This window comes from Micromonospora sp. NBC_00821, from assembly GCF_036347035.1.
Taxonomy (GTDB): Bacteria; Actinomycetota; Actinomycetes; order Mycobacteriales; family Micromonosporaceae; genus Micromonospora; species Micromonospora hortensis.
Genome location: NZ_CP108880.1, coordinates 5,364,136 through 5,388,851, shown reverse-complemented (window position 1 = coordinate 5,388,851; position 24,716 = coordinate 5,364,136). Strand labels below are relative to the sequence as shown.

At 71.9% G+C, this 24,716-nt stretch carries 24 protein-coding genes; 14 read left to right on the top strand and 10 right to left on the bottom strand.

Annotation, left to right across the window (positions count from 1 at the left end; genetic code table 11):
• Positions 1 to 130 precede the first annotated feature (130 nt).
• Positions 131 to 988: a helix-turn-helix domain-containing protein gene (locus tag OHB44_RS24450; RefSeq protein WP_266304934.1), complete on the top strand. Its 858-nt coding sequence runs from the start codon at positions 131 to 133 to the stop codon at positions 986 to 988.
• A 123-nt stretch (positions 989 to 1,111) separates the two neighbouring features.
• Here OHB44_RS24450 and OHB44_RS24445 read toward each other — a convergent pair whose 3' ends face one another.
• Positions 1,112 to 1,405, bottom strand: a complete 294-nt coding sequence (locus tag OHB44_RS24445; RefSeq protein ID WP_266304935.1) for an antibiotic biosynthesis monooxygenase family protein — start codon at positions 1,403 to 1,405, stop codon at positions 1,112 to 1,114.
• Positions 1,406 to 1,521: 116 nt separating this feature from the next.
• On the opposite strand from OHB44_RS24445, the gene pnuC reads away from it, so the two are divergent.
• The 3 genes from pnuC (at position 1,522) to OHB44_RS24430 (ending at position 4,610) form a co-directional block, all read left to right on the top strand.
• Entirely contained in the window at positions 1,522 to 2,178 is a 657-nt protein-coding gene (pnuC, locus tag OHB44_RS24440; RefSeq protein WP_238685545.1) for a nicotinamide riboside transporter PnuC, read from the top strand.
• Positions 2,175 to 3,299, top strand: coding sequence for an AAA family ATPase (locus OHB44_RS24435; RefSeq protein WP_330438401.1), 1,125 nt, complete (start codon positions 2,175 to 2,177; stop codon positions 3,297 to 3,299). Before pnuC ends, OHB44_RS24435 begins: the two co-directional genes overlap by 4 nt.
• A gap of 312 nt (positions 3,300 to 3,611) precedes the next feature.
• The gene (locus tag OHB44_RS24430; protein ID WP_238685543.1) at positions 3,612 to 4,610 is read left to right on the top strand and encodes a TerC family protein; all 999 of its coding nucleotides are present in this window, start codon (positions 3,612 to 3,614) and stop codon (positions 4,608 to 4,610) included.
• Positions 4,611 to 4,654: 44 nt separating this feature from the next.
• Here the strand turns inward: OHB44_RS24430 and OHB44_RS24425 are convergent, their stop codons facing one another.
• Together OHB44_RS24425 and OHB44_RS24420 are read right to left on the bottom strand one after the other, a co-directional pair.
• The gene (locus tag OHB44_RS24425) at positions 4,655 to 5,578 is read right to left on the bottom strand and encodes a C40 family peptidase (RefSeq protein WP_238685542.1); all 924 of its coding nucleotides are present in this window, start codon (positions 5,576 to 5,578) and stop codon (positions 4,655 to 4,657) included.
• A gap of 59 nt (positions 5,579 to 5,637) precedes the next feature.
• Positions 5,638 to 6,735 carry a mandelate racemase/muconate lactonizing enzyme family protein gene (locus tag OHB44_RS24420; RefSeq protein ID WP_330438400.1) on the bottom strand — a complete coding sequence of 366 codons (1,098 nt, stop codon included), beginning with the start codon at positions 6,733 to 6,735 and terminating at the stop codon, positions 5,638 to 5,640.
• A gap of 44 nt (positions 6,736 to 6,779) precedes the next feature.
• Here OHB44_RS24420 and OHB44_RS24415 point away from each other — a divergent pair, with 44 nt between their 5' ends.
• Positions 6,780 to 7,577 (top strand): tyrosine-protein phosphatase, encoded by a 798-nt coding sequence (locus tag OHB44_RS24415; protein WP_238685540.1) that lies wholly within the window; start codon positions 6,780 to 6,782, stop codon positions 7,575 to 7,577.
• Here the strand turns inward: OHB44_RS24415 and OHB44_RS24410 are convergent.
• The 3 genes from OHB44_RS24410 to typA form a co-directional block, all read right to left on the bottom strand.
• On the bottom strand, positions 7,546 to 8,247 hold the full coding sequence (locus tag OHB44_RS24410) for a lysoplasmalogenase (protein ID WP_266304938.1): 702 nt from the start codon (positions 8,245 to 8,247) through the stop codon (positions 7,546 to 7,548). The two genes, OHB44_RS24415 and OHB44_RS24410, sit on opposite strands and share 32 nt — an antisense overlap.
• Positions 8,248 to 8,321: 74 nt before the next feature.
• Positions 8,322 to 9,173, bottom strand: a complete 852-nt coding sequence (locus tag OHB44_RS24405) for a serine hydrolase (protein ID WP_266304939.1) — start codon at positions 9,171 to 9,173, stop codon at positions 8,322 to 8,324.
• 112 nt (positions 9,174 to 9,285) lie between these two features.
• Complete coding sequence (typA, locus tag OHB44_RS24400; protein WP_238685537.1) at positions 9,286 to 11,154, bottom strand: translational GTPase TypA; 1,869 nt, start codon at positions 11,152 to 11,154, stop codon at positions 9,286 to 9,288.
• Between the two features lie 133 nt (positions 11,155 to 11,287).
• Here typA and OHB44_RS24395 point away from each other — a divergent pair, with 133 nt between their 5' ends.
• Together OHB44_RS24395 and OHB44_RS24390 are read left to right on the top strand one after the other, a co-directional pair.
• A complete protein-coding gene (locus OHB44_RS24395; RefSeq protein ID WP_330438399.1) occupies positions 11,288 to 12,709 on the top strand; it encodes a DedA family protein in 1,422 nt (473 codons plus the stop codon).
• A gap of 34 nt (positions 12,710 to 12,743) precedes the next feature.
• Entirely contained in the window at positions 12,744 to 13,619 is an 876-nt protein-coding gene (locus OHB44_RS24390) for a lytic transglycosylase domain-containing protein (RefSeq protein WP_330438398.1), read from the top strand.
• 47 nt (positions 13,620 to 13,666) lie between these two features.
• On the opposite strand, the gene OHB44_RS24385 is transcribed toward OHB44_RS24390, so the two are convergent.
• Entirely contained in the window at positions 13,667 to 15,793 is a 2,127-nt protein-coding gene (locus OHB44_RS24385) for an MMPL family transporter (protein WP_330438397.1), read from the bottom strand.
• A gap of 123 nt (positions 15,794 to 15,916) precedes the next feature.
• Here OHB44_RS24385 and OHB44_RS24380 point away from each other — a divergent pair, with 123 nt between their 5' ends.
• The 5 genes from OHB44_RS24380 to OHB44_RS24360 all read left to right on the top strand — a co-directional run bounded on the left by OHB44_RS24380 (position 15,917) and on the right by OHB44_RS24360 (position 21,106).
• Positions 15,917 to 16,432, top strand: a complete 516-nt coding sequence (locus tag OHB44_RS24380) for a MarR family winged helix-turn-helix transcriptional regulator (protein WP_091407987.1) — start codon at positions 15,917 to 15,919, stop codon at positions 16,430 to 16,432.
• Between the two features lie 3 nt (positions 16,433 to 16,435).
• On the top strand, positions 16,436 to 18,127 hold the full coding sequence (locus tag OHB44_RS24375) for a CocE/NonD family hydrolase (protein ID WP_330438396.1): 1,692 nt from the start codon (positions 16,436 to 16,438) through the stop codon (positions 18,125 to 18,127).
• Positions 18,128 to 18,271: 144 nt separating this feature from the next.
• Positions 18,272 to 19,147 (top strand): hypothetical protein, encoded by an 876-nt coding sequence (locus tag OHB44_RS24370; protein ID WP_238685532.1) that lies wholly within the window; start codon positions 18,272 to 18,274, stop codon positions 19,145 to 19,147.
• 106 nt (positions 19,148 to 19,253) lie between these two features.
• Positions 19,254 to 19,829, top strand: a complete 576-nt coding sequence (locus tag OHB44_RS24365; protein WP_330438395.1) for an ArsR/SmtB family transcription factor — start codon at positions 19,254 to 19,256, stop codon at positions 19,827 to 19,829.
• A complete protein-coding gene (locus tag OHB44_RS24360) occupies positions 19,826 to 21,106 on the top strand; it encodes an MFS transporter (protein ID WP_330438394.1) in 1,281 nt (426 codons plus the stop codon). The genes OHB44_RS24365 and OHB44_RS24360 overlap by 4 nt, the downstream gene beginning before the upstream one ends.
• A 48-nt stretch (positions 21,107 to 21,154) precedes the next feature.
• Here the strand turns inward: OHB44_RS24360 and OHB44_RS24355 are convergent, their stop codons facing one another.
• Entirely contained in the window at positions 21,155 to 21,358 is a 204-nt protein-coding gene (locus OHB44_RS24355; RefSeq protein WP_007462771.1) for a cold-shock protein, read from the bottom strand.
• A 193-nt stretch (positions 21,359 to 21,551) separates the two neighbouring features.
• Between OHB44_RS24355 and OHB44_RS24350 the strand changes: the two genes are divergently transcribed.
• Positions 21,552 to 22,235: a class I SAM-dependent methyltransferase gene (locus OHB44_RS24350; protein ID WP_323181927.1), complete on the top strand. Its 684-nt coding sequence runs from the start codon at positions 21,552 to 21,554 to the stop codon at positions 22,233 to 22,235.
• Between the two features lie 100 nt (positions 22,236 to 22,335).
• Complete coding sequence (locus OHB44_RS24345; RefSeq protein ID WP_266304944.1) at positions 22,336 to 22,944, top strand: DedA family protein; 609 nt, start codon at positions 22,336 to 22,338, stop codon at positions 22,942 to 22,944.
• A 258-nt stretch (positions 22,945 to 23,202) separates the two neighbouring features.
• On the opposite strand, the gene OHB44_RS24340 is transcribed toward OHB44_RS24345, so the two are convergent.
• Together OHB44_RS24340 and OHB44_RS24335 are read right to left on the bottom strand one after the other, a co-directional pair.
• On the bottom strand, positions 23,203 to 23,856 hold the full coding sequence (locus tag OHB44_RS24340) for an MBL fold metallo-hydrolase (protein ID WP_238685528.1): 654 nt from the start codon (positions 23,854 to 23,856) through the stop codon (positions 23,203 to 23,205).
• 8 nt (positions 23,857 to 23,864) lie between these two features.
• On the bottom strand, positions 23,865 to 24,581 hold the full coding sequence (locus tag OHB44_RS24335) for a maleylpyruvate isomerase family mycothiol-dependent enzyme (RefSeq protein ID WP_238685527.1): 717 nt from the start codon (positions 24,579 to 24,581) through the stop codon (positions 23,865 to 23,867).
• Positions 24,582 to 24,716 lie beyond the last annotated feature (135 nt).

The window sequence follows — 24,716 nt, the reverse complement described above, 5'->3', positions numbered from 1 at the left end:
GACCTGCGGAAACGGTGTGTTCGAGCTGACCCGGCCGGCCGACGGTGTCGAATGCCCTGATTGCGGTGCGCGAGCGAGCTATTGCACTGGGTGATCGTCCTGCGTAGTCTCCCTCGGTGGGGAGGCCGGGATGCCGCTGCCAACAAGTCCTGTCATTCGACGTGCACGTCTCGGCGCAGAGCTGCGCCAACTCCGTCGGCGCGAGTCGCTGACCCTGGAGCAGGTCTGCGACCGGCTGGGCTGGGCCTCGACGTCGAAGCTGTCCCGCATCGAGCTGGGCCAGAGTCGCCCTGACCTCGCCGACGTGCTCGATCTGCTGGATGTCTACAAGGTGCCCACGCCCGCCCGGGAGGCGCTGATCGTCATCGCCCGGGACGCGGCCACCAGTCGAGGCTGGTGGAAGACGCTGGGCGAGATGAGCGAACGGCAGCGCACCTACGCCGAGTTGGAGGCGGGCGCCGCCGACATCGTCGAGTACCAGCCGTCGGTGGTGCCGGGGCTGCTCCAGACGCCCGCGTACGCCCGGGTGTTGGTCGCGGCCGGCGCCCAGCTCACGCCGGAGGTCGATGTGGAGGCCGAGGTGCGCGCGAGGGCACTGCGGCAGGAGGTGCTGCGGCGGGCCTACCCGCCGCGCTACACGGCGGTGCTCGCCGAGGCCGTCTGCGACCCGGGTGACCTGCCGGTGGCGGTCTGGCGTGAACAGCTGCGTCATCTGGTCGCGGTGACCGGCCTGTCCCACGTCACGGTGCGGCTGTTGCCACGCGGAGCGGCCGGTGACGGGCTGCATCCGCTCACACCGTATTCCTGCTACGCCTTTCCCGACCCGGCGGACCCGCGCACCGTCATGCTCGAGGCGTTGACCACCGATGTCCGGTTGGCCACGGTGATCGACGTCGACCGCTACGAGCGGATGACCGCGGCGCTGCTGGCCGCGGCGCTGTCAGCGGAGGAGACGGTCACAGCGCTGGCCCGCCGCGTCGGCGAGTGACGGTTGACCGGTGCCCGATGGTGACGCGCCGCGCGGCCACCGGGCCCGGCGCCCCCGAGCCCGTCGGGACCGGCGGCCGGCGCGTGCGCCCGGCACGATAACCGTGGGGTACGACAGCTCGGCTCAGGCCGGTACGTCGAGGAAGTGTTCGACAATGGGCGGTCCCGCGAAGTGCGGCCCGATCAGCGCCCGCCACGTGTCGAACCGTTCGGTGGCCCGGAAGTTCTTCTCGTGCGCCTCGACCGAGTCCCATTCGACGAGCAGCACGAAGCGGGCCGGTGACTCGATTCCTCGGGTCATTCGCACGGACCGGCAGCCGGTCGCACCGGCGAGCACCGGGTGACCCTCGGCGTACGCGGCGGCGAACGCGTCCTCGTGTCCGGGTAGTACGTCGATCAGCGCGACCTCAAGCACCATGTCGGACAGCCTCCCACGGCGGTCGGGGCAGTCGGTGTCGCGGGTCTGTGCCGGACCACTGCCTGGACCCCTCTCGGCTCGGCGGAGGACGTTGACACGGACCCTAGGGTGGCTTCGTGATCATCGACTGGCTCACCGGCACCGCGTTTCGGGTGGCCGGGACGGGCACCACCTGGGCGGAGCTGCTGGGGTTCGTTACCGGCGTGCTCAACGTGTGGCTGGTGGCCCGACAGAAGATCGCCAACTGGCCGATCGGCATCGCCAACGTGCTGCTGCTCATGGTGCTGTTCTGGACCGCCGGGCTGTACGCCGACGCGGGACTTCAGGTCGTCTACGTCGCGCTCGGCTGCTACGGCTGGTGGTACTGGCTGTTCGGGGGTGAGCGGCGCACCCGGCTCACTGTCAGCCGGACGGGGCGGCGGGAGTGGCTGGCGCTGGCCGCCGCCGGGCTGCTGCTCACCGGCGCGCTCTGGGTGCTGCTGGACCGGGCCACCGACTCGACAGTGCCGCTGCCGGACGCGTTGACCACGACGCTCTCCCTGCTGGCCACGTACGGGCAGACCCGCAAGCGGGTGGAGAGTTGGTGGCTCTGGATCGCCGCCGACCTGATCTACATCCCGTTGTACGCGTACAAGGGGCTGCACCTGACGGCAGTGCTCTACCTGGTCTTCCTCGCCCTGTGCGTACTCGGGTTGCGCGCCTGGCGCGCCGACCTGCGTCGGGCCGACCTGCCGAGCGCGGTCCCGCCCGGCCCGGCCCCGGTCACCGCGTGAACGCCGAGACATCCGGCCGTGCGCCGGCGCCACGCGGGTCGGCGCGTCCGGCCGCCGCGGAGTTCGGGCACGGGATGGTGGTGGGCAAGTTCTATCCGCCGCACGCCGGGCACCACGCGCTGATCCGGGCCGCCGCCGCCCGCTGCGCCGAGGTGACAGTCGTCGTGGCGCCCTCGCGTCGAGAGTCCGTTCCGCTTCCGCTGCGCCTCGACTGGCTGCGCGAGGTGCACGCGGACACGCCGTGGGTCCGTTTCGTCGGCCGGTACGACGACCACCCGGTGGACTACGCCGATCCGGCGGTCTGGGACGCGCACTGCGCGGTGTTCCGCGAGGCGGTCGGGCCGGGGTCGGTGGACGCGGTCTTCTCCTCCGAGGCGTACGGGGCCGAGTTGGCGCGCCGCTTCGACGCCGTACCCGTGTCGGTGGATCCGGATCGGCGGACCGTGCCGGTGTCCGGGACGGCGGTGCGCGCGGACCCGGCGGGTCACTGGCGGTGGCTGAGCCCGCCGGTGCGGGAGTGGTTCGTCCGGCGGGTGGTGGTGGTCGGGGCCGAGTCGACCGGGACCACGACGATGGCGGCGGCGCTCGCCGGGCACTACGGCACGTCCTGGGTGCCGGAGTACGGGCGGGAGTTGACAGCTCGCAAGCTGGCCCGGTTGCGGGACCGAACGCCGGAGGCGACCGTCTTCGACGTCGCCTGGGATCGGGACGACTTCCGCGCTGTGGTCCGCGAGCAGCAGGCGGCCGAGGACGCGGCGGCCCGGACGAGCGGGCCGTTGCTGGTCTGCGACACCGACGCGCGGGCGACGGCGGTGTGGGAGGAGCGCTACCTCGGCAGTGCGTCGGAGGAGGTACGGGCGGCGGCGCGTCGGCCGTCGCTGTATCTGCTGACCGACCACCGGGGGGTGCCGTTCACCGATGACGGGCTGCGCGACGGTGAGCACCTGCGGGCCTGGATGACCGAGCGCTTCCGGGCCGAGCTGGCCGGGTGCGGGGTGCCGGTGGTGGAGTTGTCCGGGTCGCACGCCGATCGGTTGGCCCGGGCGGTGCGGGCCTGCGACGACCTGCTCGCCGCCGGGTGGTCGCTCGTCGACCCGATCGCCGCACCAGACGTGCACTAGCCTCCTAGGAAGGCGTAGGGGGTGTGGCGCGTCGAGCGGTGTCCAGCGCCACGGGGTGCCCGGGGTGTGATCACGGGGCGTGGTGGGCAACAATGGTCACCGAGGAGGGGAGTATTCCCCCGCAACGGAGTCGTCAGCACGGTCGATCGCCGGAACCACGGTGCCCGACCCGGCCCCGTAGGTCGCCGCCCCTCTCCGGGGCGACGGCGGAAGAGACCTCCGACAGTCACCAGAGTGAGCGACAGCGGCACGCCGGCTCCCGCAGGGGCGTACGGTGTGCCCGACGCCGCGTGTCTGCCGGAGGAATGAACGTTGGACGTGTCCGGATTGGTGTGGGCGGGAACGCTTGTCGCACTGACTGCGGTCCTGCTCGTCGACCTGTTGATCATTGGTCGGCGCCCGCACGAGCCGAGTGTGCGGGAGTCGAGCCTCTGGGTCGGCTTCTACGTCGGTCTCGCCCTGCTCTTCGGTGTGGGTGTGTGGCTGACCTCTGGGGCCAGCGCGGCCGGCCAGTTCTACACCGGCTGGCTCACCGAGTACAGCCTCTCGGTGGACAACCTCTTCGTCTTCGTGATCATCATGGCCCGCTTCGGGGTGCCTCGGCAGTACCAGCAGAAGGTGCTGCTCGTCGGCATCGTGCTGGCGCTGGTGATGCGCGGCGGGTTCATCGCCGCGGGTGCGGCGCTGATCACTCAGTTCTCCTGGGTCTTCTACATCTTCGGCGCGTTCCTGATCTACACCGCGGTGAACCTGGCCCGGCAGGGTGAGCCGGACGAGGACGAGTTCTCCGAGAACGTGCTGATCCGGTGGAGCCGCAAGGCGCTGCCGATCTCGAAGGACTACGACGGGGCGAAGCTCACCACCCACGTTGCCGGCAAGCGGCTGTTCACCCCGATGCTGATCGTGATGATCGCGATCGGCACCACCGACCTGATCTTCGCGTTGGACTCGATCCCGGCGATCTTCGGCATCACCCAGGAGCCGTACCTGGTCTTCACCGCGAACGTCTTCGCGCTGATGGGCCTCCGGCAGCTCTACTTCCTGCTCGGTGGCCTGCTGGACCGGCTGATCTACCTGAGCTACGGCCTGGCCGTGGTGCTCGGGTTCATCGGGGTCAAGCTGGTGCTGGAGGCACTGGCCGACAACAAACTGCCGTTCATCAACGGTGGCGAGCACGTCGGCTGGGCGCCGCACATCCCGATCTGGTTGTCGCTGCTGGTCATCATCGGCACCCTGGGCGTCGCCACCGCCGCCAGCCTGATCAAGTCCTCCCGGGACCGGCGTCGCGAGTTGGCCGACGCCCGACACTGATCCGTCACCGGCCGGGTGCGCACACGCGCCCGGCCGGTAACCGGTCAGACCCGGTGCGCGCCCACCAGCGTGGCGGTCCGGTCGGCCTGCAGTTCCTCTTCGATGACCCGCCGCCGCCGGTAGCAGGCGTGCAGCATCCGGCGCTGGCCGCCGTCGCCGGGGGCTGCGGTGACGATGCCGATGTGGTGGATCTTGCGGCCTGGTCGGGCGAAGAAGTAGAGATCGCCGGGGCGTTCCGCGCCCAACGACAGCGGGGTGGTGGCCACTGCCTGATCGTCGGCGTCGCGGGGCAGCAGCACCCCGAACCGCCGCCAGGCCAGATGCACCAGCCCCGAGCAGTCGATGCCGTGGGCGGAGAGACCGCCCCAGATGTAGACGACGTCCAGCAGGCGCTGTGCCACGGCGAGCGCCTGCGCGGCGGCCGGTGACACGGCCGCCGACGGGACCAGGTGGCGGTCGGGCAGCCAGAGCGGGGTGACCCGGCCGGGGACGTGCACAGGCCGCCACTCGTCGAGCGCGGGGCCGGCCGGGACGAGCCGGGTGCCGACGACGACGCCGGGCAGCACCACCGGCCCGTTCGGGGCGGCGTGCAGCCCGGTGACAGTGGCGTCCACCACCAGCGGGTGGTCGATGCTGGTGTGGGCCGGGTCGAGGACGGCCAACTGCTCGGCGGGGAGCCAGCCCGGGTAGCCGCGGGGGTCCAGCTTGGCGGCTGGTTGTTCGACGGCGACGACCCGGGCCCAGCCGTCCGGGCGTAGCTCGCTGACGAGGACCCGTTCGCCGAGCAGGAGTTGGCTCAGCACGCAGTCACCGACCTGCTGGTCGGTGTCCATTCCCGAGACCCAGGTCGGGATGTCGGCACCGGCGGTCAGCGCCGGACGGTCGACTGGGCGGACTGCCTCGGGAGAGGTCCACAGCGTCGCCACGGCGACCCGGACGACGGCCTCGCGGCCCGGTCGCAGCTCCACGTCAACCCCCAGATCGTGTCGGCTGTCCAGGGGAACCCTATGAAAGAAACCGACGGTCATCAACCACGAGCTTGCACTTTTGCTTCAGCGAGGCCGGAGATGCCCAGGCCAGGGGCGTCCGGCAGCACCACTGTCGCCCCGTCGTAGCGAATGCCGCCCTGCACCGGTGACCAGGCCAGCCACCAGGCGGCGTCCAGGTCGGGGACCGCTGTGGTGCCGTACGCGGCGACCAGACTCGCGGCTGCCCCGATGCCGACCTGGCTCTCCATCATCGAGCCGACCACAGTGCCGAGCCCGTGCGCGGTGGCCAGGTCGAGGAGGGTGCGGGCCGGATGCAGTCCACCGCACTTGGCCAGCTTGACGTTGACCAGGTCGGCCGCCCGGCGGCGGATCACCTCCACCAGGTCACGGATCCCGAAGACCGCCTCGTCGGCCAGGATCGGCACGGACACCCGGTCGCTGACCCAGGCCAGCCCGTCCAGGTCCCAGCGGGCCACCGGCTGCTCGACCAACTCCACGTCGAGCCCGGCGTCCTCGATGCCGCGGATCACCCGGACCGCCTCCCGGGGCGTCCAGCCCTGGTTGGCGTCCAGCCGGATCCGGGTGCCGGGGCCGACGGCCGCCCGTACCGCGCGCACCCGGTCCAGGTCACCGGCCGCGTCGGTGCCCACCTTCAACTTGAGCACGCCGAAGCCGTCGGCCTGCCGCTGCCGTGCGGCGGTCGCCAGGTCCACCGCGTCGCCCGCGGCGAGGGTGACGTCCGTCGGGACCCGCAGCGTGGTGCCCCCGAGCAACCGCACCAGGGGTACGCCAAGCCGCCGCGCGGCGAGGTCGTGCAGGGCGACGTCCACCGCCGCCTTCGCGGCCTCGTTGCCGACCACGGCGCGTTGTACCTCGGCGCAACGGGTCACCAGGTCGTCCGGGTCACGGCCGATCAGCTGTGGGCCGAGCAACTCGCGGACGCACGCCTGCGCGCCGGCGACCGACGCGCCGGTGACCTGCCAGACCTGGGGCGCCTCACCGAAGCCGGACCGGCCGTCGCTGTCGACGAGTTCGACGACCAGGGTGTCCACTGTGGTGGTACGGCGCAGCGCGGTGACGAACGGGGTGTGTAAGGGGGCGGAAACCCGGTGGGTGCGTACCGCCGAGATCGTCATGTGAGGCACCCTATACAAAGGTTCACGATGGGAGGGGAGACCGGATGACCGGGCAGGGCTGGGAGCTGGTGGGTGCACCGAACGCGCGTGACCTGGGCGGGCTCGTCGGCGCGGACGGGCGGCGGGTCCGGGTCGGCCAGTTGATCCGTACTCCGGCGCTGGGTCGGCTGACCGACGAGGACCTACCGGTGCTGGCGAAGCTGGGGCCGGCGTGCGTGGTGGATCTGCGCGACGCCTCGGAGATCGCTGTCGCGCCGGAGGACCGGTTCGCCGGTGAGCCACGGGTGGTGCGCCTGCCGGTGCACGACGCGGAGCACCCGGTCTTCACCTACGTCTCGGCGGTGCTGCTCGGTCACGACCTGGACGCGTACGCGGAGCTGGCCCGGCAGGGCACGGCGGGGGCGATGGCGGCGATCTACCGCTGGTTCGTGACCGGTGAGTCGGCGCGGGTGGGCTTCGCCGAGGCGGTGCGGCTGGCGTCCCGGCCGGAGAATCTGCCGCTGCTGTACCACTGCTCCGCTGGCAAGGACCGCACCGGTTGGCTGACAGTCATCCTGTTGACGGCGCTCGGGGTGGACGAGGCGGCTATTCGCGCCGACTACCTGCGCAACAACGAGCTGACCGACAGCCTGCGGGCCGTGATCGTCGAGGCGATGCGTCGGCGGAATCCCGAATTGGACGTCGACGCGGTGGTGCCGGTGCTGGAGGTCCGCGCCGAGTATCTCGACGCCGGTTACGCCGAGGTGCGTCGGATGCACGGCTCGTTCGACGCGTACCTGCGCGACGGGCTGGGGCTCACCGACGGCGACCTCAGGGCGTTGCGGGCGCAGTTGCTGGAGTGACAGGTGCGTCGGTGGGTGGGCCGGTGTGGGCGGCGCGGCCGGTGACGATCAGTGCCTGGCCGGCGGCGTAGGTCGCCATGACGAGCACCGGCGCGCCGGGTGGCTGGGCCACCTCGGCCACCCCGGCGGCGATCAGCAGGTCGGAGCCGAGGAAGAGCGCGGCGCCGAGACCGACCCGCCAGCCCTGGGTGGCTGCGGTGCTCGCCATGGCGGCGAGCGCGATCGCGTAGCCGGCCACCGGTAGGGCCAGCCCGACGTCGGTCAGCCCCGCCCACATCCAGGTGAGCGCGACGACGGTCAGTACCGCGTACCCCAGGGGGACGGCGACAAGCGGCGTGCGGCGCAGCGCTGTCGCGGCGCCGTGTCGGGTGAAGGCCGCGAGGTAGCAGAGGTGCGTGCCGAGGAAGCAGGCCATGCCGGCGAGGAACCAGCCGGTGCCGTCGATCATCAGGGCGACGTCGCCGCCGGTGGCGAAGGCCAGCGCGGCGAGCAACAACCGGTCCGGTCGGGCCGCGCGTTCGGCGCTGACCCGCCAGAGGTACGCGGCCAGCAGCGGCATCAGCAGCGGCTTGGTCAGGAGGAAGGCCAGGCCGCCGCCGGTGGCGTTGGCCAGCAGGTTCGCGGCCGTCACGACGAGGAAGGCGATCAGCACGGTGCGACTGCGGGGCATCGGCGGCTCCGGGGTGGGGTGCGAGCAGCGTAGCCGCAGTCGGCGGCGCTGGCCTCGCGGCCGGGGCTGTCGGGTCAGAGCTGGTGGCGGGCGGCCCAGACCCGCGCCGAGATGTGGGCGAGCAGCAGGCAGGCGTCGTCCTCGACCTGGTCGTCGCCTCCGGCCAGGTCGGTGGTGGTGCAGACGGCGATCAGGTACGGCGGGGCGTCGTCGGGCAGTACCAGGCCGGCGCCGTGGCGGACGCCGCGTACCCAACCGTTCTTGTGCGCGATGCGGGTGCCCTTGGGCAGGCCGGCGGCGAGGTCCTCGCGGTGTTCCTGGGCGAGCAGGACGTCCAGCATGGTGGCGCAGGCGGCCGGTGAGGCGATGGGGCCGGCTGTGGTGGCCCCGGTGGCCAGGGCGCCGAGCAGGGCGGCCAGGTCGGCGGCGGTGACCGTGTTGGTGATGCCGGCCTCGCGGGCGGCGAAGTCCTCGATGCCGCGGCCGGTGACGCTGTTGCGGGCACCGGCGAGCGCCCAGACCTCGGCGACCGCGGGCAGCCCGACGTGGCCGAGGACGAGGTTCGTGGCGAGGTTGCTGGAGCGCACGATCATGCGGTCGGCCAGCCACCGCAGCGTCGCGGTGCCGCCGATGCGATCCCAGACCGCGTCGTCGTTGTCGTAGGGCTGCGCGTTGGCGAAGCGGGGTGCGCCGGGCTGGGCGGAGTCGAAGTCGTTGACGACCGGGACCGGGGCGTCCAGGTCCAGGGTGCCGGCCTCGGCGGCGCGGTGCAGCGCGGCGAGCACCGCCACCTTCATGGTGCTCGCGGCGTAGTGGCCGGCGTCCGCGTGGCGGGTCCAGGTCGGCGGGGCGTCGAGTCGCCCGACGTACGCGGAGACGGTGCCGGGCACCCGGTCCAGGTGGGCGTCGAGATCATCCCAGGTCATGCCGGTGACCGTAGCGGATCAAGTAGGGGTGGGCTCGCGTAGCCGTCTGGGGAAAGACGACGGGCGCGTCGGCCGCAAGCGGCCGACGCGCCCGTCGTCGGGTGCTGGTGGGTCAGCCGGCGTGCTTGCGGCGGGCGGTGGCCCGGCCCCGCAGCTGCTGGTCGAGCACCACCTTGCGGATGCGCACCGTGGCCGGGGTGACCTCGACGCACTCGTCCTCGCGGCAGAACTCCAGCGCCTGCTCCAGGGTGAGCTTGCGCGGCGGGACCAGCTTCTCGGTCTCGTCGGAGGTCGACTGCCGCATGTTGGTGAGCTTCTTCTCCTTGGTGATGTTGACGTCCATGTCGTCGGAGCGGGAGTTCTCCCCGACGATCATGCCCTCGTACACCTCGGTGGTCGGCTCGACGAAGAGCTGACCGCGCTCCTGCAGGTTGGTCATCGCGAAGGCGGTGACCGCGCCGGCCCGGTCGGCGACCAGCGAACCGTTGTTACGGGTCCGCAGCTCACCGAACCACGGCTCGTACGACTCGAAGACGTGGTGCAGGATGCCGGTGCCCCGGGTGTCGGTGAGGAACTCGGTGCGGAAGCCGATCAGGCCGCGCGCCGGCACCAGCCACTCCATCCGGATCCAGCCGGTGCCGTGGTTGACCAGCTGCTCCATCCGGCCCTTGCGGGTGGCGAGGAGCTGGGTGATCGCTCCCAGGTATTCCTCCGGGGCGTCGATGGTCAGCCGCTCGACCGGCTCGCAGGTCTTGCCGTCGATGACCCGGGTGACCACCTGCGGCTTGCCGACGGTCAGCTCGTAGCTCTCCCGACGCATCTGCTCGACCAGGATGGCCAGCGCCAGCTCGCCGCGGCCCTGCACCTCCCAGGCGTCCGGCCGCTCGGTGGGCAGCACCCGCAGGGACACGTTGCCGATCAGCTCCTTGTCGAGCCGGTCCTTGACCATCCGCGCGGTGACCTTGGAGCCCTTGAGCCGGCCGACAAGCGGCGAGGTGTTGGTGCCGATGGTCATCGAGATGGCCGGCTCGTCGACGGTGATCAGCGGCAGCGCGACAGGGTTCTCGACGTCGGCGAGGGTCTCACCGATCATGATCTCCGGGATGCCGGCGACGGCGATGATGTCGCCCGGGCCGGCGGTCTCGGCCGAGGTGCGCTCCAGGCCCTCGGTCATCAGCATCTCGGAGATGCGGACCCGCTGGGTGCTGCCGTCGGTGCGGCACCAGGCCACCGTCTGACCCTTGTTGATGGTGCCCTGGCGGACCCGGCACAGCGCGAGCCGGCCGAGGAACGGCGAGGCGTCCAGGTTGGTGACGTGGGCCTGCAACGGCGCGCCGTCCTCGTACGAGGGTGCCGGGATGGTGTCCAGCAGGGTGCGGAACAGCGGCTCCAGGGAGGTGCTGTCGTCGGGCACCGAGCCGTCGGCGGGCTGGGTCAGCGAGGCGACACCGTCGCGGGCGCAGGCGTAGACGATCGGGAAGTCGATCTGCTCCTCGTCGGCGTCCAGGTCGAGGAAGAGCTCGTAGGTGTCGTCCACGACCTCCTTGATCCGGGCGTCCGGACGGTCCACCTTGTTGATCACCAGGATGATCGGCATCCGGGCCCGCAGCGCCTTACGCAGCACGAAGCGGGTCTGCGGCAGCGGGCCCTCGCTGGCGTCGACGAGCAGCACCACACCGTCGACCATGGTCAGGCCGCGCTCCACCTCGCCGCCGAAGTCGGCGTGGCCGGGGGTGTCGATGATGTTGATGGTGACCGGGTCGGAGCCGTCCGCCGGCAGGTAACGCACGCCGGTGTTCTTGGCCAGGATCGTGATGCCCTTTTCCCGCTCCAGGTCACCGGAGTCCATCACCCGCTCGGTGTTCTCGCCGCGTGCGCCGTACGCGCCGGCCTGCCGCAACATGGCGTCGACCAGGGTGGTCTTGCCGTGGTCGACGTGAGCGATGATGGCGACGTTGCGGAGGTCGGTGCGAAGCTGCATACCCTCTATCCTTCCGCCTGCGCTCGCGCAGGCTGCGTCGGGGTCACCCCCAGGTGCCCCTGATCTATGGTGAAACCGCTGTGCCGGTGGTTCTCCCGGCTGGCATGCTGGCACCCGTGTCCCGGGGGCCTGAGTGCACGACCTGCTGACCTGGGTGCAGGGTCTGCCCACCCTGTGGATCTACCTGGTCGCCGCGCTGATCGTGGCGGGCGAGACCGCGGTGATCTTCGGCCTGCTCGTGCCGGGTGAGGCTACCCTGCTGCTCGTCGGCTTCCTCACCTACAACGGTACCTTGCGGCTCGGGCCGGCGTTGCTCGCGATGATCGTCGCGGCGGTTCTCGGCGATGGGCTGGCCTTTCGTGCCGGGCGGCGGTACGGCTCCCGGCTGCGCGCCGGGCTGGGTCACCGGGTCGGGCCGCAGCGGTGGGCCCGGGCCGACGCCATGCTCGCCCGCCTCGGTGGGCGGGGGGTGTTCGCCGCCCGATGGGTGGCTTTCGCCAGGACCCTGGTGCCCCGGTTGGCCGGTGCGGCCGGCATGCCGTACCGGCGGTTCGCCCTCTGGAACCTGGCCGGAGTGGTGACCTGGGTGGGCGGCTCGGTGCTGCTCGGTCACCTCGCCGGTGAGTCGTACGACACGGTCTCCCGGCTTCTCGGCCGGGCCACCGGGGTGGCGTTCCTGCTGTTGGCCGGCCTGGTGGGTGTGGTGCTCGTGGGCCGGTGGCTGGGCCGTAACCCCGACCCGGTGCGGGCGCTGCTGTCCCGGGCCGGCGCGCTGCCGCCGGTGCGGTGGCTCACCGCCCGCTACGGGGTGCTGTTCTTCCTGGTGACCATGCGGATCGGCCCGGCCTGGACGCTGCTGCTCAATCTGGCCGCCGGGCTGCTGCTGCTGTTCGCCGCCGGGCTCGCCATCGCCGGTCTGCTCGCGGTGGCGGTCCGCAACAGCGGGCTGGCCGCGCTGGACGGCGCCATCGCGGGGTGGTTCGCCGCCCGGCGTACCCCGGACGCCGCCGACGCCACACTGGTAGTGGTGTCGGTGGTACGTGGGTGGGTGCTGATCCTGTTGGTGGCCCTGGTGGCGGCGGTGCTGGCGTGGCGCAACCGACCCTGGCGGGCCGACCTGCTCAGCGTCGTCGGCACTGTGGGCGCGTTCGTGCCGCTGGTGGTGCTGGCCGTGGTGGCCGAACTGACCGGCCCGAACGGGACCGCCCCGGGCGGCGGTGAGGTGGCTCCGCTCTCCACCCAGAACGCCGTGGTCGCGGCGAGCTTCTGCACCCTGGCGTGGCTGGTGTCGCGCGGCGCCCACTGGCCGGTGGCGGTGGCCGCCTGGACCGCCGCGGCGGCGGGGGTGCTCGGGATCGGCGGCGCGCGGCTCTACCTCGGACTGGACACGGCGAGCGGAACGGCCGCGGCGGTGCTGCTCGGTGTGCTCTGGACTGTGGTGTTCATGGTCGCCTGGGCGACTCGGGACCGGGCGGTGGGCAATGGTCAGCCCCCGGTGGACGAGGCCCCCCAGCGGCCGTCGCAGGGGCAACGCCGCCCGGTCGAACCTTGTTAGGGTGCGGCGACAATCACATCGGGGAGGCAACGGCATGGTTCGACGCACCGATCGGCTGGGCGCCGCAGTGCTCGCCGGGCTTCTGCTGGCGAGCGCGCTGGTCGGCTGCGCCGCCAAGGGGGAGAGCCCATCGGGCCTGGCCGCGCCGGCCGCCGTCACCGACGGGCCGACCGATGCCCCGTCCGACGAGGTCAGCGGGGAGCCGAGCCCGTCGGTGAGCGCCGTGGAGTCGATGGGTTCCGCGCCGAGTCGGAGCGCGACCCCGAAGCCGAAGACGACGAAGAAGCCGACCCGGGCGGCGCCGAAGCCGCGCCCGACGCCGAAGCCACCCACCGAGACCGAGGTTCCGCCGGCGCCGCCGAAGCCGGCGCCGAGTTCCTGCAAGCCGACCTACAAGGGCAGCCAGGCGAGCCGGTCCGAGGTGAAGGCGGCGCTGACCGATGCGGCCAACCGCACCTACTGGCCGGTGTCGGCGCCGGACATCACGATCCCGCTCAACCTGCTCAAAGCCACCGCGTGGCAGGAGAGCGGCTGGCAGTCCAACATCTACGCCTGCGACGGTGGGGTCGGGCTGTTGCAGGTGATGCCGGCCACCGCGACCTGGATGAACCAGCGGTTCGAGAAGAGCTACAAGATCGACGACTACCAGGACAACGCCTACCTCGGCGCCACCTACCTGGCCTGGGCGACGAAGTACATCGGTGACATGTACTTCGAGTCCGACTTCCGGCTCGACCCGGCACTGTGCACCAGCGAGCTGAATTCCTGCCTGCTCAACGCCGTCATCGCCGCGTACAACTTCGGGCACGGCGCGGTGGCTCAGGAGGGGAAGCCGCTGGCCATCCCCAACCCGTCGTACGTGCGCAACGTGCGGGCGCTGATGAGCGAGTGCGTCTGCCTGGCGTACTGACCTCGACGGGGCCCGTGGCGGATCCGCCACGGGCCCCGTCGAGTCGGTCAGTCGTGCGCGGCGACCGGCTCGGGTGAGCGCGGGGTGACCTGCGCCGGGTCGCCTGTGATGCGGCCGGGCCACCAGAAGCGGTCGCCGAGCAGGAACGCCAGCGCCGGCACCAGGACCGTACGGACCAGCAGGGTGTCGAGCAGGACACCGATGCAGACGATGATCCCGATCTGGGTCAGGGTGATCAGCGGGAGCACGCCGAGCACGGCGAAGACCGCGGCGAGCAGCACTCCGGCGCTGGTGATCACACCGCCGGTGACCCGCAGGGCGGAGAGCATCCCGGCGCGGGTGCCGGCGTTGCGGGCGTCCTCCCGGGCCCGGGTGACCAGGAAGATGTTGTAGTCCACCCCGAGCGCCACCAGGAACACGAAGGCCAGCAGCAGCACACCGCTGTCCAGGGCTGGGAAGCCCAGCACGTGGTCGAAGAGCAGCCAGGCCGCGCCGAGGCTGGCGAAGTACGACGCGATCACGGTGAGCACCAACAGCAGCGGCGCGAGCAGACCGCGTAGCAGCAGCACGAGCACGGCGCCGACCAGCAGCAGGATGATCGGCAGGATGAGTCGCAGATCCCGGTCGTTGGCCTCGTCGGAGTCGTACGTGGCGGCCACGGAACCACCGACGATCGCCCCGGACGGGGCGTCGAAGCCGGCGGCGGCCGGCGGCGCGGAGTCGGGAACGGCGGCGACCGCCGCCCGTAGCGCCTCGATCGCGCGGTCCGAGGCGGTGGTGCCGGGTTCGGCGTCGAGGACCACGTCGACCTGGGCGACGGCCGCGCCGGCGTCGCCGGGGCGCGCCGAGGCGACACCGGGTACCGCGGTGGCGGCGTCGGTGACCGCCCGCACCGCCGCCGGGGTGGTGATCACGGCGACGGGCTGGGTGCTGCCGGCGGGGAAGGCCCTGGCCAGGGTCTGTGCCCCGGTCACCGCCTCGGGCTCGGCCCGGAACTGTTCGGTCTCGGACAGGCCGGTTCGGATGCCGAGCCCACCCAGTGCCAGGCCGCCGAGCAGCACTGTGGCCAGCGTCGCGACCACCACCGGGCGGCGTTGCACGGCGGCGCCGAGTCGACCCCAGAGCCGACCCTCGCGCACCGGGCCGCCGACCCGGGGTACGAACGGCCAGAACAGGCCGCGACCGAAGAGCACCAGCACGGCGGGGAGCACGAACAGGGCCGAGAGCATGGCGAAGACCACACCGGTGGCGCACGCCACGGCCAGCGCGCGGTTGGTCTCCTGCTCACTGAGCAGCAGGGTGAGGACGCCGAGTACGACGGTGCCGCCGCTGGCGAGGATGGGCTCCGCGGTGCGGCGCAGCGCGGCGCGCATCGCCGCGAACCGGTCCTCCTCGCGGCGCAGCTCCTCCCGGTAGCGGGCGATGAGCAGCAGCGCGTAGTCGGTTGCGGCGCCGAAGACCAGCACGCTGGCGATGCCGGTGACCTGACCCTGCTGGAGGTTGATGCCGACGCCCGGCACGATGACGTCCACCGCGCGCAGGGTGAGCTGCTCGGTGGCGGCGACCACGACCAGCGGCACGATCCACAGGAACGGGCTGCGGTAGGTGATCAGCAGGAGCAGCGCGACCACGGCGGCGGTCACCATGAGCAGTGTGACGTCGGCGCCGTCGAACACCGAGGAGAGGTCGGCGGTGAACGCCGGGGAGCCGGTCACCTGGGCGGTCAGCCCGTCGGGCAGGTCCGCGAGGGTGGCGCGCAGCTGGGTCACCGCGTCGGTGACGACCTCCTGCCCGCCAGCGGTGTCCAGCGGCACGGCGACCAGGGCCACCGCGCCGTCCGGGGAGATCTGGGCGGGGCTGACCTGCCCACCCACCGCGAATCGGCGCAGACCGTCGGCGCGAGCGCCGACGGTCGCCCGGTCGGCCTCGCTCAGCGCGCCGCCGTCACCACGACTGATCACCACGATGGCCGGCTGCACGTCGCTGGAGGGCAGCTGATCCTGGAGACGTTGCACCTGGGTCGACTGCCACTGCGCGGACAGGCCGGTGGCGGAGACCGGCGCCGGGTTGTCCGGCTGGGGTGTGCCGAAGACGGCCGCGCCCACGACGATCGCGGCGGCCACTGTGAGCCAGGCGGCCAGTCGGCCACGAGCGACTCTGGTGAACACAGACATCAGGTGACCTCAAGGTCTTTCGGAAGCCGAGTATCTTGATAGCCGAGATTATCCGGGGCTGTTCTATGCTGCAACCCGAGAGACCGACGACGGGAAGAGCGGCGCGAGGTGGCGACTCACGGCATGTACCGACGGCGCGACACGCGCCGCGAGCAGCTGGTCGCCGAGATCACCAACAACCTCCGGCGGTACGCGGTGGACGCCCAACAGGTCGGCCACGCCTTCGCCAACCTGCACGGCCTCAACCCGACCGACCTGCAGGCGTTGATCGCGGTGATGGACGCCGAACTGCTCGGTGACCCGATCACCCCCGGCCGTCTCGGCGAGCAGCTGAACCTGTCCTCCGGCTCGGTCACGGCCCTGATCGATCGGCTGGAACGGGCCGGACACATCCGCCGCGACCGGGACACCGTCGACCGGCGCAAGGTGCTGCTGCACTACGCCGACCAGGGCGCGGCCCTGGCCATGGAGTTCTTCCGCCCGCTGGGCGCCCGTACCGACACGGTGATGGCCCGCTTCAGCGAGGACGAACTGGAGGTGGTGCACCGGTTCATGGCGGAGATGAGTGAGTCGCTGCGCGGGCACCGCGACGCGGTGCGCGCCGCCCGGCCGGAGTCGCCCCGCCGCCCGACGGGCTGACCGGTGCCGGACCTCGTCACCCGCCTCGCCAGCGCCGCGCTACGCCTGCCACCGACCCGCCCCGGCCCCGTGCGGGTCAGCCGTGACCTCCCGGTGTGGGCCCGCGACGGTGTGGTGCTGCGCACCGACCACTACGCCCCGGCCGTCATCGGCGCGCCGACAGTGCTGATCCGCACCCCCTACGGGCGGGGTGGACCGCTGCGGTTGCTCGGTCGGCTGCTCGCCGCCCGGGGTCGACACGCGGTGATCCAGTCGTGCCGGGGCGCCGGTGGCTCCGGTGGAACGTTCGCCCCGCTGGTGCACGAGCGCGACGACGGCGCGGACACGCTGGACTGGCTGCGTCGCCAGCCCTGGTGGTCCGGGCGACTCGGCATGTTCGGGGTCAGCTACCAGGGCTTCGCCCAGTGGGCCCTGGCCGCCGACGCCGACGAGGAGCTGCGCGCGATGGTCGCCGTGGTGACCGCCTCGGCCACCCGCGACTCGACGTACGCGGGGGAGTCCTTCGCCCTGGACACCGTGCTGACCTGGGCGGAGCTGCTGCACGCGCAGACCGTGCCGTGGCTGGCCCGGCAGTGGGAGCTCAAGCGCGGGCAACCCCGGCTGGCCGCCGCGCTGGAGCACCTTCCCCTGGCCGAGGCCGACCGGGTGGCCACCGGCGTGACCATCCCGTTCTTTCAGGAGTGGCTGAGCCACCACACACCGCAGGCCGCGTACTGGCGGACGCGGGTCTTCGCCGACCAGGTCGCGAAGGTGCGGGCGCCGGTGATCATGGTCAGCGGTTGGCACGACATCTTCCTGCCCGCCCAGCTCGACGATTACGCCGTGCTGCGCGCCGCCGGCACACCGCCGCGCCTGGTGATCGGTCCGTGGACGCACGGCAGCCCCGGACTGTTCGTGGCCGCGCTGCGCGAGGGGTTCGCCTGGCTCGACGAGCACCTGCCGGCCGCGCCACGATCGCCCGTCGTGGCGGGACCAGCCTGGCCCCGCGTGCACATCTACGTCGGCGGCGCCGGTGGCGGCTGGCGCGACCTGCCGGACTGGCCACCCCCGGCCGTCCAGACCGCCTGGCACCTGCAACCCGGTGGCGACCTGGCGGCCCGCCCACCTGTCGCGTCGACACCGGACGCACTCCGCTACGACCCCGCCGACCCCACCCCGTCGCTGGGCGGTCCACTGCTCGTCGCCCAACGGGCCGGCCCGGTCGACAACCAACCTGTCGAGGCCCGCGCCGACGTGCTGACCTACACCAGCACCCCACTGACCGCACCGGTCGAGGTGATCGGCCCGGTCCGCGCCGAGATCCACCTCCGCAGCGATCTGCCGTACCTGGACGTCTTCGTTCGTCTGTGCGACGTGGACCGCCGGGGTCGCTCGTGGAACGTGTGCGACGGCCTGGTGCGGGTCACGCCCGAGCGCTTCCCGCCCGACCCTTCCGGGGCACTGCGGATTCCGGTGCGGCTCTGGCCGACCGCGTACCGCTTCGCCGCCGGGCACCGACTGCGGGTGCAGGTCTCCGGTGGCGCCCATCCACGGTGGGCCCGCAACCCCGGCACCGGGGAACCCCTCGGTACGGCGGTGACGCTGCGTGCCGGTTGGCGACAGGTTCTGCACGATCCGGCGCATCCCTCGGCGCTGCTGTTGCCAATCGTCCACTCTGACCCGCGGCAGTCTCCAGTTTGCACTGACCTGCTCTGAGCTGGGCGTTTGTCCAAAACGCGGGCTATGGTTGAGTCAACGCCCGGCGCCGTGCACCAGTAGACCGGGCTCGTCCGAAGCCCAGCACCGCGTACGCGGTGTGACGTCGTGCCCGGTCCCCGCCTCTCGGAAAGGGGGACCCCCATGACCCGGGCCCCGGCTAATCTTCTGGCCGTCCGAAGCCTGCTCCTCACTCACCTCGACAACGCCCCCGGGCCAGACGACCTGGACCCGGGCGAGGTCGGCATCGTCGGCGACTCGGCCCACCGGGGTGGCTACCACTGCGGATCGGACCGGGTGGTCACGAACGACTACTCGGTGGTCGAGTCGCCCCGCGACCGGGCCGGGCTGACCCTCGACGCGGCGGCGCTGGACGTCGGCCAGTTCAATGTCCGCTCCGGTGGTCGTACGAACACCCTGCCCAGCTTCTCGGTCTGGTGCGTCGCGCAGTGCGTCGCGAACGCGGCCGACGCCCGGGACATCCGGGAGATCATTTACAGCCCCGACGGCACCACTGTGCGGCGGTGGGACCGCCTCGGCAAGCGCACCAGTGGCGACAGTTCCCACCGCTGGCACACCCACTTCAGCTTCTTCCGCGACGCCATCAAGGCGGGCCGCGACCAGCGGCCCCTGTTCCGCCGGTACCTCAGCTCCATCGGACTCCTGGAGGACGACGACATGACCCCCGAAGAACACAACTGGCTGGCCACCGTCCACAAGAACCTCACAGTGCTGGACGGCCGTAACCCGATCGGGCAGATCTACACCCGGATGGCGGTCGGTGAGGATGCCACCGTCCCGAACTTCGTCTCGGCGCACCCGACGCTGACGTCGCTCGCCGCCCAGGTGAGCGCGTTGCAGGCGGCGCTGACCGCGCTGTCCAACCGGGACTTCACCGACGAGCCGGCGATCGTCCAGGGCGTCCTGGCGTCGCTGACGCCGGAGAAGATCGCCGCAGCCATCCCGCCCACCATGGCCAAGCAGGTCGCCGACGAGTTGGCCCGCCGGCTGGTCGCCTGAGCGAGGGGCGGCCCGAGGCCGCCGAGCCGCCCCTCTTGGCGCATCCGCAACGGCTCTTGAGCAATAGTTATTGCGCAAGAGCTGTTGCGGATGCCATCCTGTCGGCATGGACAGCTCCGACGTACGCCAGATCACCGACTCCCGGGTGCTGGCCGCCATGTCCCACCCGCTGCGCCGCCGGCTGATGGACGTGTTCAAGGTCCACGGGCCCTCCACCGTCGGGCTGCTCGCCGAGCGCACCGACCAGGCCCCCGCGAACGTCAGCCACCACCTCAAGGTCCTCGCCGCCGCCGACCTGGTCACCGAGGCGCCCGAGTTGGCCCGGGACCGGCGCGAGCGGTGGTGGCGCCTGGTCACCCGAGCGCTGAGCTGGTCCAACGCCGACTTCGACGCCGACCCGGCGGCCCGAGCGGTCGCCGACGCCGCCACCTCGCTCAACCTGGACCGGCACGTCGCCCTGGCCCGGGCCTGGCACGCCGCCGACGAGAGCACCCAGGCCACCTGGAACGACGCGCCGTTCTCCACCGACCACTGGCTACGCCTCACACCCGAGGAACTGGCCGAGCTGAGCCGCGAGATGATCGACGTCCTCGCGCGCTGGGCCGACCGGGAGCCACCCGACGACGACGCCGACCGCAGGCCGGTCTTCGTGTTCGTCCACGGCATACCGGCCAAACCGTGACCACCGCCACCCGCGACGACACCCTCGACGTCCGTCCGACCGGAGGGCTGCTGCGGCACCGCGACTTCCGGCTGCTCTGGGCCGGCCAGGCGGTCAGCAGCGTCGGCAGCAACGTCACCACCGTCGCGCTGCCCCTGGTCGCGGTCGCCGTCCTCGACGCCGGCACCTTCCAGGTGGCGGTGCTCACCGCCGCGGCCTGGCTGCCCTGGTTGCTGATCGGCCTGCCGGCCGGCGCGTGGGTCGACCGGCTGCCCCGCCGACCGGTGATGGTGATCTGCGACCTGCTCTGCGCGGTGGCCTTCCTCAGCGTGCCAGTGGCCGCGCTGGTGGACCGGCTCACCGTCGCGCACCTGCTGGTGGTCGCCCTCAGCGCGGGCGCCGCGCGCGTCTTCTTCGAAACCGCCGACCAGGTCTACCTGCCGGTGCTGCTGCGACCCGAGCAACTGCCGGAGGGCAACGCCAAGCTCCAGGCGACCCAGACAGTGAGCTACGTCGTCGGACCCGGCCTCGCCGGTCTGATCGCCCAACTCGTCGGTGCCGTCGCCGCGCTGCTGCTGGACGCGCTCACGTTCCTGCTCTCCGCGGTGTTCCTGCTGCGCATCCGCACCCGCGAACCACGCGTACGCCCCTCGGAGCGGTCCCGATCGCTGCGCCGCGACATCAGCGAAGGTTTGCGCTTCGTCATCAGGGACCCGTACCTGCGGGTGCTCACGCTCTTCGGCGCGGCCAGCAACATCGGGCTGACCGGATACCAGGCCGTCCTGGTGGTCTTCCTGGTCCGCGAACTGCGTCTCGAGCCGGGCCTGGTGGGCGGGCTCGTCGGGGTGATGAGCGCCGGCGGAATCATCGGCGCGCTGCTCGCTACCACTGTGGCCCGGCGCTTCGGCACCGCGCGGGCGCTACTGATCGCGGCGGCGTTCACCGGCCCGCCCGCGCTGCTCATCCCGCTCGCCGCACCCGGCGTCGGGCTGGCCTGGCCCGCCCTCGGCGGCCTGCTGATCGGTCTCGGGGTGGCCATCGGCAACGTGGTCAAGGGTGCCTTCCGGCAGACCTACACGCCGCACCACCTGCTGGGCCGGGTGACGGTGAGCATGCATCTGCTCAACTACGGCACGATCCCGCTGGCGGCCGTGCTGGCCGGTGCCATCGGCGCACGTTACGGCGTCGAGACGGCAATTGTCGTGATGACCGCCTGGCTGGCGCTCACCCCGTTGATCCTGCTGGTCGGGCCAATCCGGAGGCGGCGGGACCTGCCCGCCGCCCCGGCGGCGTCTTGAGTGCGCTGCGACGGCGGCCGGAGACCGGCCGCCGTCACCGGCACGGAGCTACATCGGGCGGACGTTGTCCGCCTGCGGACCCTTCTGCCCCTGGGTCACCTCGAACTCGACCTTCTGGCCCTCGTTGAGCTCCCGGTAGCCGCTCGAAGCGATGGCGGAGTAGTGGACGAACACGTCCGGCCCTCCACCGTCCTGCTCGATGAAGCCGAAGCCCTTTTCCGAGTTGAACCACTTAACCGTGCCGGTTGCCATGCATCTCTCCCTGTTCAAAGCGGCTGACCCTCGGCCTCTGGCCGATGATCGCCCGTACCTGTTCGACAGTAACGGGCAAAACCCCGATCCGCTGGCCGAAGTGCCGTAGGTATTTGACTGAACTCGGGTGAACTCTGCGCGGCGGCATGCGAAACCCGCCCCGACCAACCGCCGCTGGGGCATGCTTGCGCCGATGAGAGATGCCGCAGCCGACGCGCTGACCGAGCTGGAACGCGAGATCCACGCGCCCGGTGCCGGTCTGGACCGGCTCCGGCTGATGCCCACTCCGTTCGTCCCCGAGGTGCGGCTGCACCTGGCCGAGGACGCGATCGTCTGGTGGGCCCGGATGGAAGCAGCCGCCGGACACGCGCTGCCAGCGCCGTACTGGGCGTCCGCCTGGGCCGGAGGACAAGCCCTGGCCCGCCACCTCCTGGACCACCCGGAGCTGGCAGCCGGCCGCCGGGTGCTCGACCTCGCCGCCGGGTCCGGACTGGTGGCCATCGCCGCCGCGCTCGCCGGCGCCGCGGAGGTCATCGCCAACGACATCGACCCGTACGCCGTCGCGGCCGTCACCCTCAACGCGCGGGCCAACCACGTCGCCGTCGACGCCACCGGGGACGACCTGCTCGACAGCACCGAAGCGAAGGTCGACCTGGTCGTCGCCGGAGACGTCTTCTACGACCGCGCGATGGCCGACCGCATGCTGCCCTTCCTGCAGCGGGTCGCCGCCGCAGGCGCCGACGTGCTGGTCGGCGACCCCGGCCGTGGACACCTACCCACGGACCGCCTGACCGTGCTGGCCGACTACCCGGTACCCACCACCGAACCGTCGGTCGACTCGTCGCTACGCCACGTGCAGGTGCTGCGCCCCGCCTGAGGCGGACCCCGACTCAGGGGCGACCCCGAGGCGGATACCAGGGGTCACTAAGGGCTACGACCCGATGTCCGAAGTGGTGCCACGGCCATAGCGTCGACGCATGACGCAATGGCTGGCCCAGATCGGAGAACTACCGATTCTGCTGCTGATGGGTGCGCTCGGGCTCGTCATGCTCTTCGACGCCGTACCCCTGCTGGGTGTCCTGGTCCCCGGCGACGTCGCGATCCTCGCCGCCGTCGGCGTCGGCCGCCCCAGCGCCGGGTTGGCCACCTTCACCGCGGTGCTGGTCGGCTGCCTGGCCGGCTGGTCGCTGAGCTTCCTGGTCGGCCGGCGCTACTCCGACCGACTGCGCGACAGTCGCGTCGGCGGCTGGATCGGCGAGGCACGCTGGACAGCGGCCGAAGGAATCCTGCGCCGCGGCGGCGGCCGGATGATGATGGTCGCGCCGTTCCTGCCGGTCTTCAACGCGCTGCTGCCACTGGCCGCCGGCGGGCTGCGGATGTCGTACGGCCGATTTCTCGGCTGCGCGACGATCGGCGCGGCCGCCTGGGCCGGTCTCTACCTCGCCCTGGGCACCGCGTCGCGGTCGGTGGCCGGGCTGCTGCCGGGCGACCCCAGCCCGCTGCTGGTCACGATGGGGGTCGGGCTGGTGCTCGCCTCCATCGCGTTGCTGGGGGCGCGGCGGCGGTTGTTCTCCGTCGTTGGCTGAGCTTTCTTCGTTCGCGGGGGCGCGGGGGCGCTTGGGCGCGGGGGCGCTTGGGCGCTTGGGCCGGGTTGCGGTGGGTGGGGGGCGGGGGCCCGCCGTGCCCGGCTCCGGGCGGTCAGGCTTGATCCCTGCGCCGGGCACGGCGGGCCCCCGCCCCGTCGTGGTTCCGGTTTGTGCGAGGGTGCCGCCTTCGCCGGTGGGTTTTGATCTTGGTTGTTCTTGGTCGACGTTGGGTCTTCTGGTTGGTGGTGGGGTAGTGGGTTACCAGCCTCTGGCTTTCCACTGGGGGAGGGCGGGACGCTCGGCGCCGAGGGTGCTGTCCTTGCCGTGGCCCGGGTAGAACCAGGTGTCGTCCGGGAGTTGGTCGAACAGCTTGTGCTCGACGTCGCCGATCAGCGCCGCGAAGCGCTCCGGGTCCTTGTCGGTGTTACCCACCCCGCCGGGGAAGAGACTGTCGCCGGTGAAGAGGTGCGGGGTGCCGGCCGGGTCGCGGTAGAGCAGCGCGATCGAACCCGGGGTGTGCCCCTTGATGTGGATGACCTCCAGCGCGCAGTCGCCGACCGCCACGGTGTCGCCGTCGGCCAGCCGCTCCGCCTCGATCGGCAACCCTGACGCGTCATCGGCGTGCACCAACGCCCGGGCGCCGGTCTTGGCGACGACCTCCTCCAGCGCCACCCAGTGATCCATGTGCTGGTGGGTCGTCACCACGGCGGTGAGCCCACCGTCACCGATCAGTTCGAGCAGCCGGGGCGCCTCGTTGGCGGCGTCGATCAGCACCTGATCACCGGTGCCCGTGCAGCGCAGCAGGTAGGCGTTGTTGTCCATCGGACCCACCGACAGCTTGCTGATGGTCAGCCCGTCCAGCTCCCGAACCGCCGGTGCGCCGCCGTGCGTGACGTCTCCGCTGTATGTCATGACGTTTTCTATATCCATTCCGGTGGAGTAGGCAGGGGACCGTCAGGGATGACGGAGAGCAGGGCGCCGTCGGCGCGGCCGATCAGCCAGGCGGCGAGGTCGGGGGCGGTGCCGGCGACGACCGGGGCGTCCACGCGTTCCCCGATCACCACCTCATGCTCGCTGCCGTCGAGGCGCAGCACCATCGACGGCGGTGTCGGCCCCGTGGCGTGATGACTGGCCGCCTCCCGCAGCAGACGGTGGGCGAACGTCTCCGACCAGTCCGCGGCCCGGTAGTCGACGGCCAGATCGAGGTGATGCACCTCGATCTCCCGCAGCCGGCCCCAGACCAGCAGCGCCGCCGGCCACGGGCCCCTACGCGCCTGCACCGTCGCCGCCCAGGCGTCGGCCGGCATCGCCGCGACCGCCTCGGAGAACAGGTCCGCGGTGCGTCGCAGGTCGTCCAGGTGCGCGGCCGGTGGCCGGTCCGAACCGGCTTCGATGTCCGCGGTGCGGGCGTCCAGCGAGGCGTACATCGGCAGCGCCGCCCCGGTGCGGGCCGCGGTGAGCAGGTTGACGAAACCGTCGGCGTTGCGCGCCACATGCGCCAGCACGTGGCCGCGCGTCCAGCCCGGCAGCAGCGACGCGGCGGCCAGGTCCGCGGTGTCGAGGGAAGCGGCGCTACGCAGTAGTCGGCTGGTCGCCGCGTCCACCTCGCCCATCAGCAACAGCGGATCCGTGGTCACCCGTCGACCCTAGCGGTCCGCCGTCGCGCCGTCGCCGCGGAAATCGCTTTCGGCGCGTCGGTGCGGGACCTACCGTCAGCGGCAGACGCGGCACCGGGACATCGGACGGAGGTGGTGATCATGCCGGACGTGGCA

Coding starts and splice junctions, on each gene's coding strand:
- OHB44_RS24450 (WP_266304934.1), top strand. CDS start 131: ATGCCGCTGCCAACAAGTCCTGTCATTCGACGTGCACGTCTCGGCGCA.
- OHB44_RS24445 (WP_266304935.1), bottom strand. CDS start 1,405: ATGGTGCTTGAGGTCGCGCTGATCGACGTACTACCCGGACACGAGGAC.
- OHB44_RS24420 (WP_330438400.1), bottom strand. CDS start 6,735: ATGACGATCTCGGCGGTACGCACCCACCGGGTTTCCGCCCCCTTACAC.
- OHB44_RS24415 (WP_238685540.1), top strand. CDS start 6,780: ATGACCGGGCAGGGCTGGGAGCTGGTGGGTGCACCGAACGCGCGTGAC.
- OHB44_RS24410 (WP_266304938.1), bottom strand. CDS start 8,247: ATGCCCCGCAGTCGCACCGTGCTGATCGCCTTCCTCGTCGTGACGGCC.
- OHB44_RS24405 (WP_266304939.1), bottom strand. CDS start 9,173: ATGACCTGGGATGATCTCGACGCCCACCTGGACCGGGTGCCCGGCACC.
- typA (WP_238685537.1), bottom strand. CDS start 11,154: ATGCAGCTTCGCACCGACCTCCGCAACGTCGCCATCATCGCTCACGTC.
- OHB44_RS24390 (WP_330438398.1), top strand. CDS start 12,744: ATGGTTCGACGCACCGATCGGCTGGGCGCCGCAGTGCTCGCCGGGCTT.
- OHB44_RS24385 (WP_330438397.1), bottom strand. CDS start 15,793: ATGTCTGTGTTCACCAGAGTCGCTCGTGGCCGACTGGCCGCCTGGCTC.
- OHB44_RS24380 (WP_091407987.1), top strand. CDS start 15,917: ATGTACCGACGGCGCGACACGCGCCGCGAGCAGCTGGTCGCCGAGATC.
- OHB44_RS24370 (WP_238685532.1), top strand. CDS start 18,272: ATGACCCGGGCCCCGGCTAATCTTCTGGCCGTCCGAAGCCTGCTCCTC.
- OHB44_RS24365 (WP_330438395.1), top strand. CDS start 19,254: ATGGACAGCTCCGACGTACGCCAGATCACCGACTCCCGGGTGCTGGCC.
- OHB44_RS24355 (WP_007462771.1), bottom strand. CDS start 21,358: ATGGCAACCGGCACGGTTAAGTGGTTCAACTCGGAAAAGGGCTTCGGC.
- OHB44_RS24350 (WP_323181927.1), top strand. CDS start 21,552: ATGAGAGATGCCGCAGCCGACGCGCTGACCGAGCTGGAACGCGAGATC.
- OHB44_RS24345 (WP_266304944.1), top strand. CDS start 22,336: ATGACGCAATGGCTGGCCCAGATCGGAGAACTACCGATTCTGCTGCTG.
- OHB44_RS24340 (WP_238685528.1), bottom strand. CDS start 23,856: ATGACATACAGCGGAGACGTCACGCACGGCGGCGCACCGGCGGTTCGG.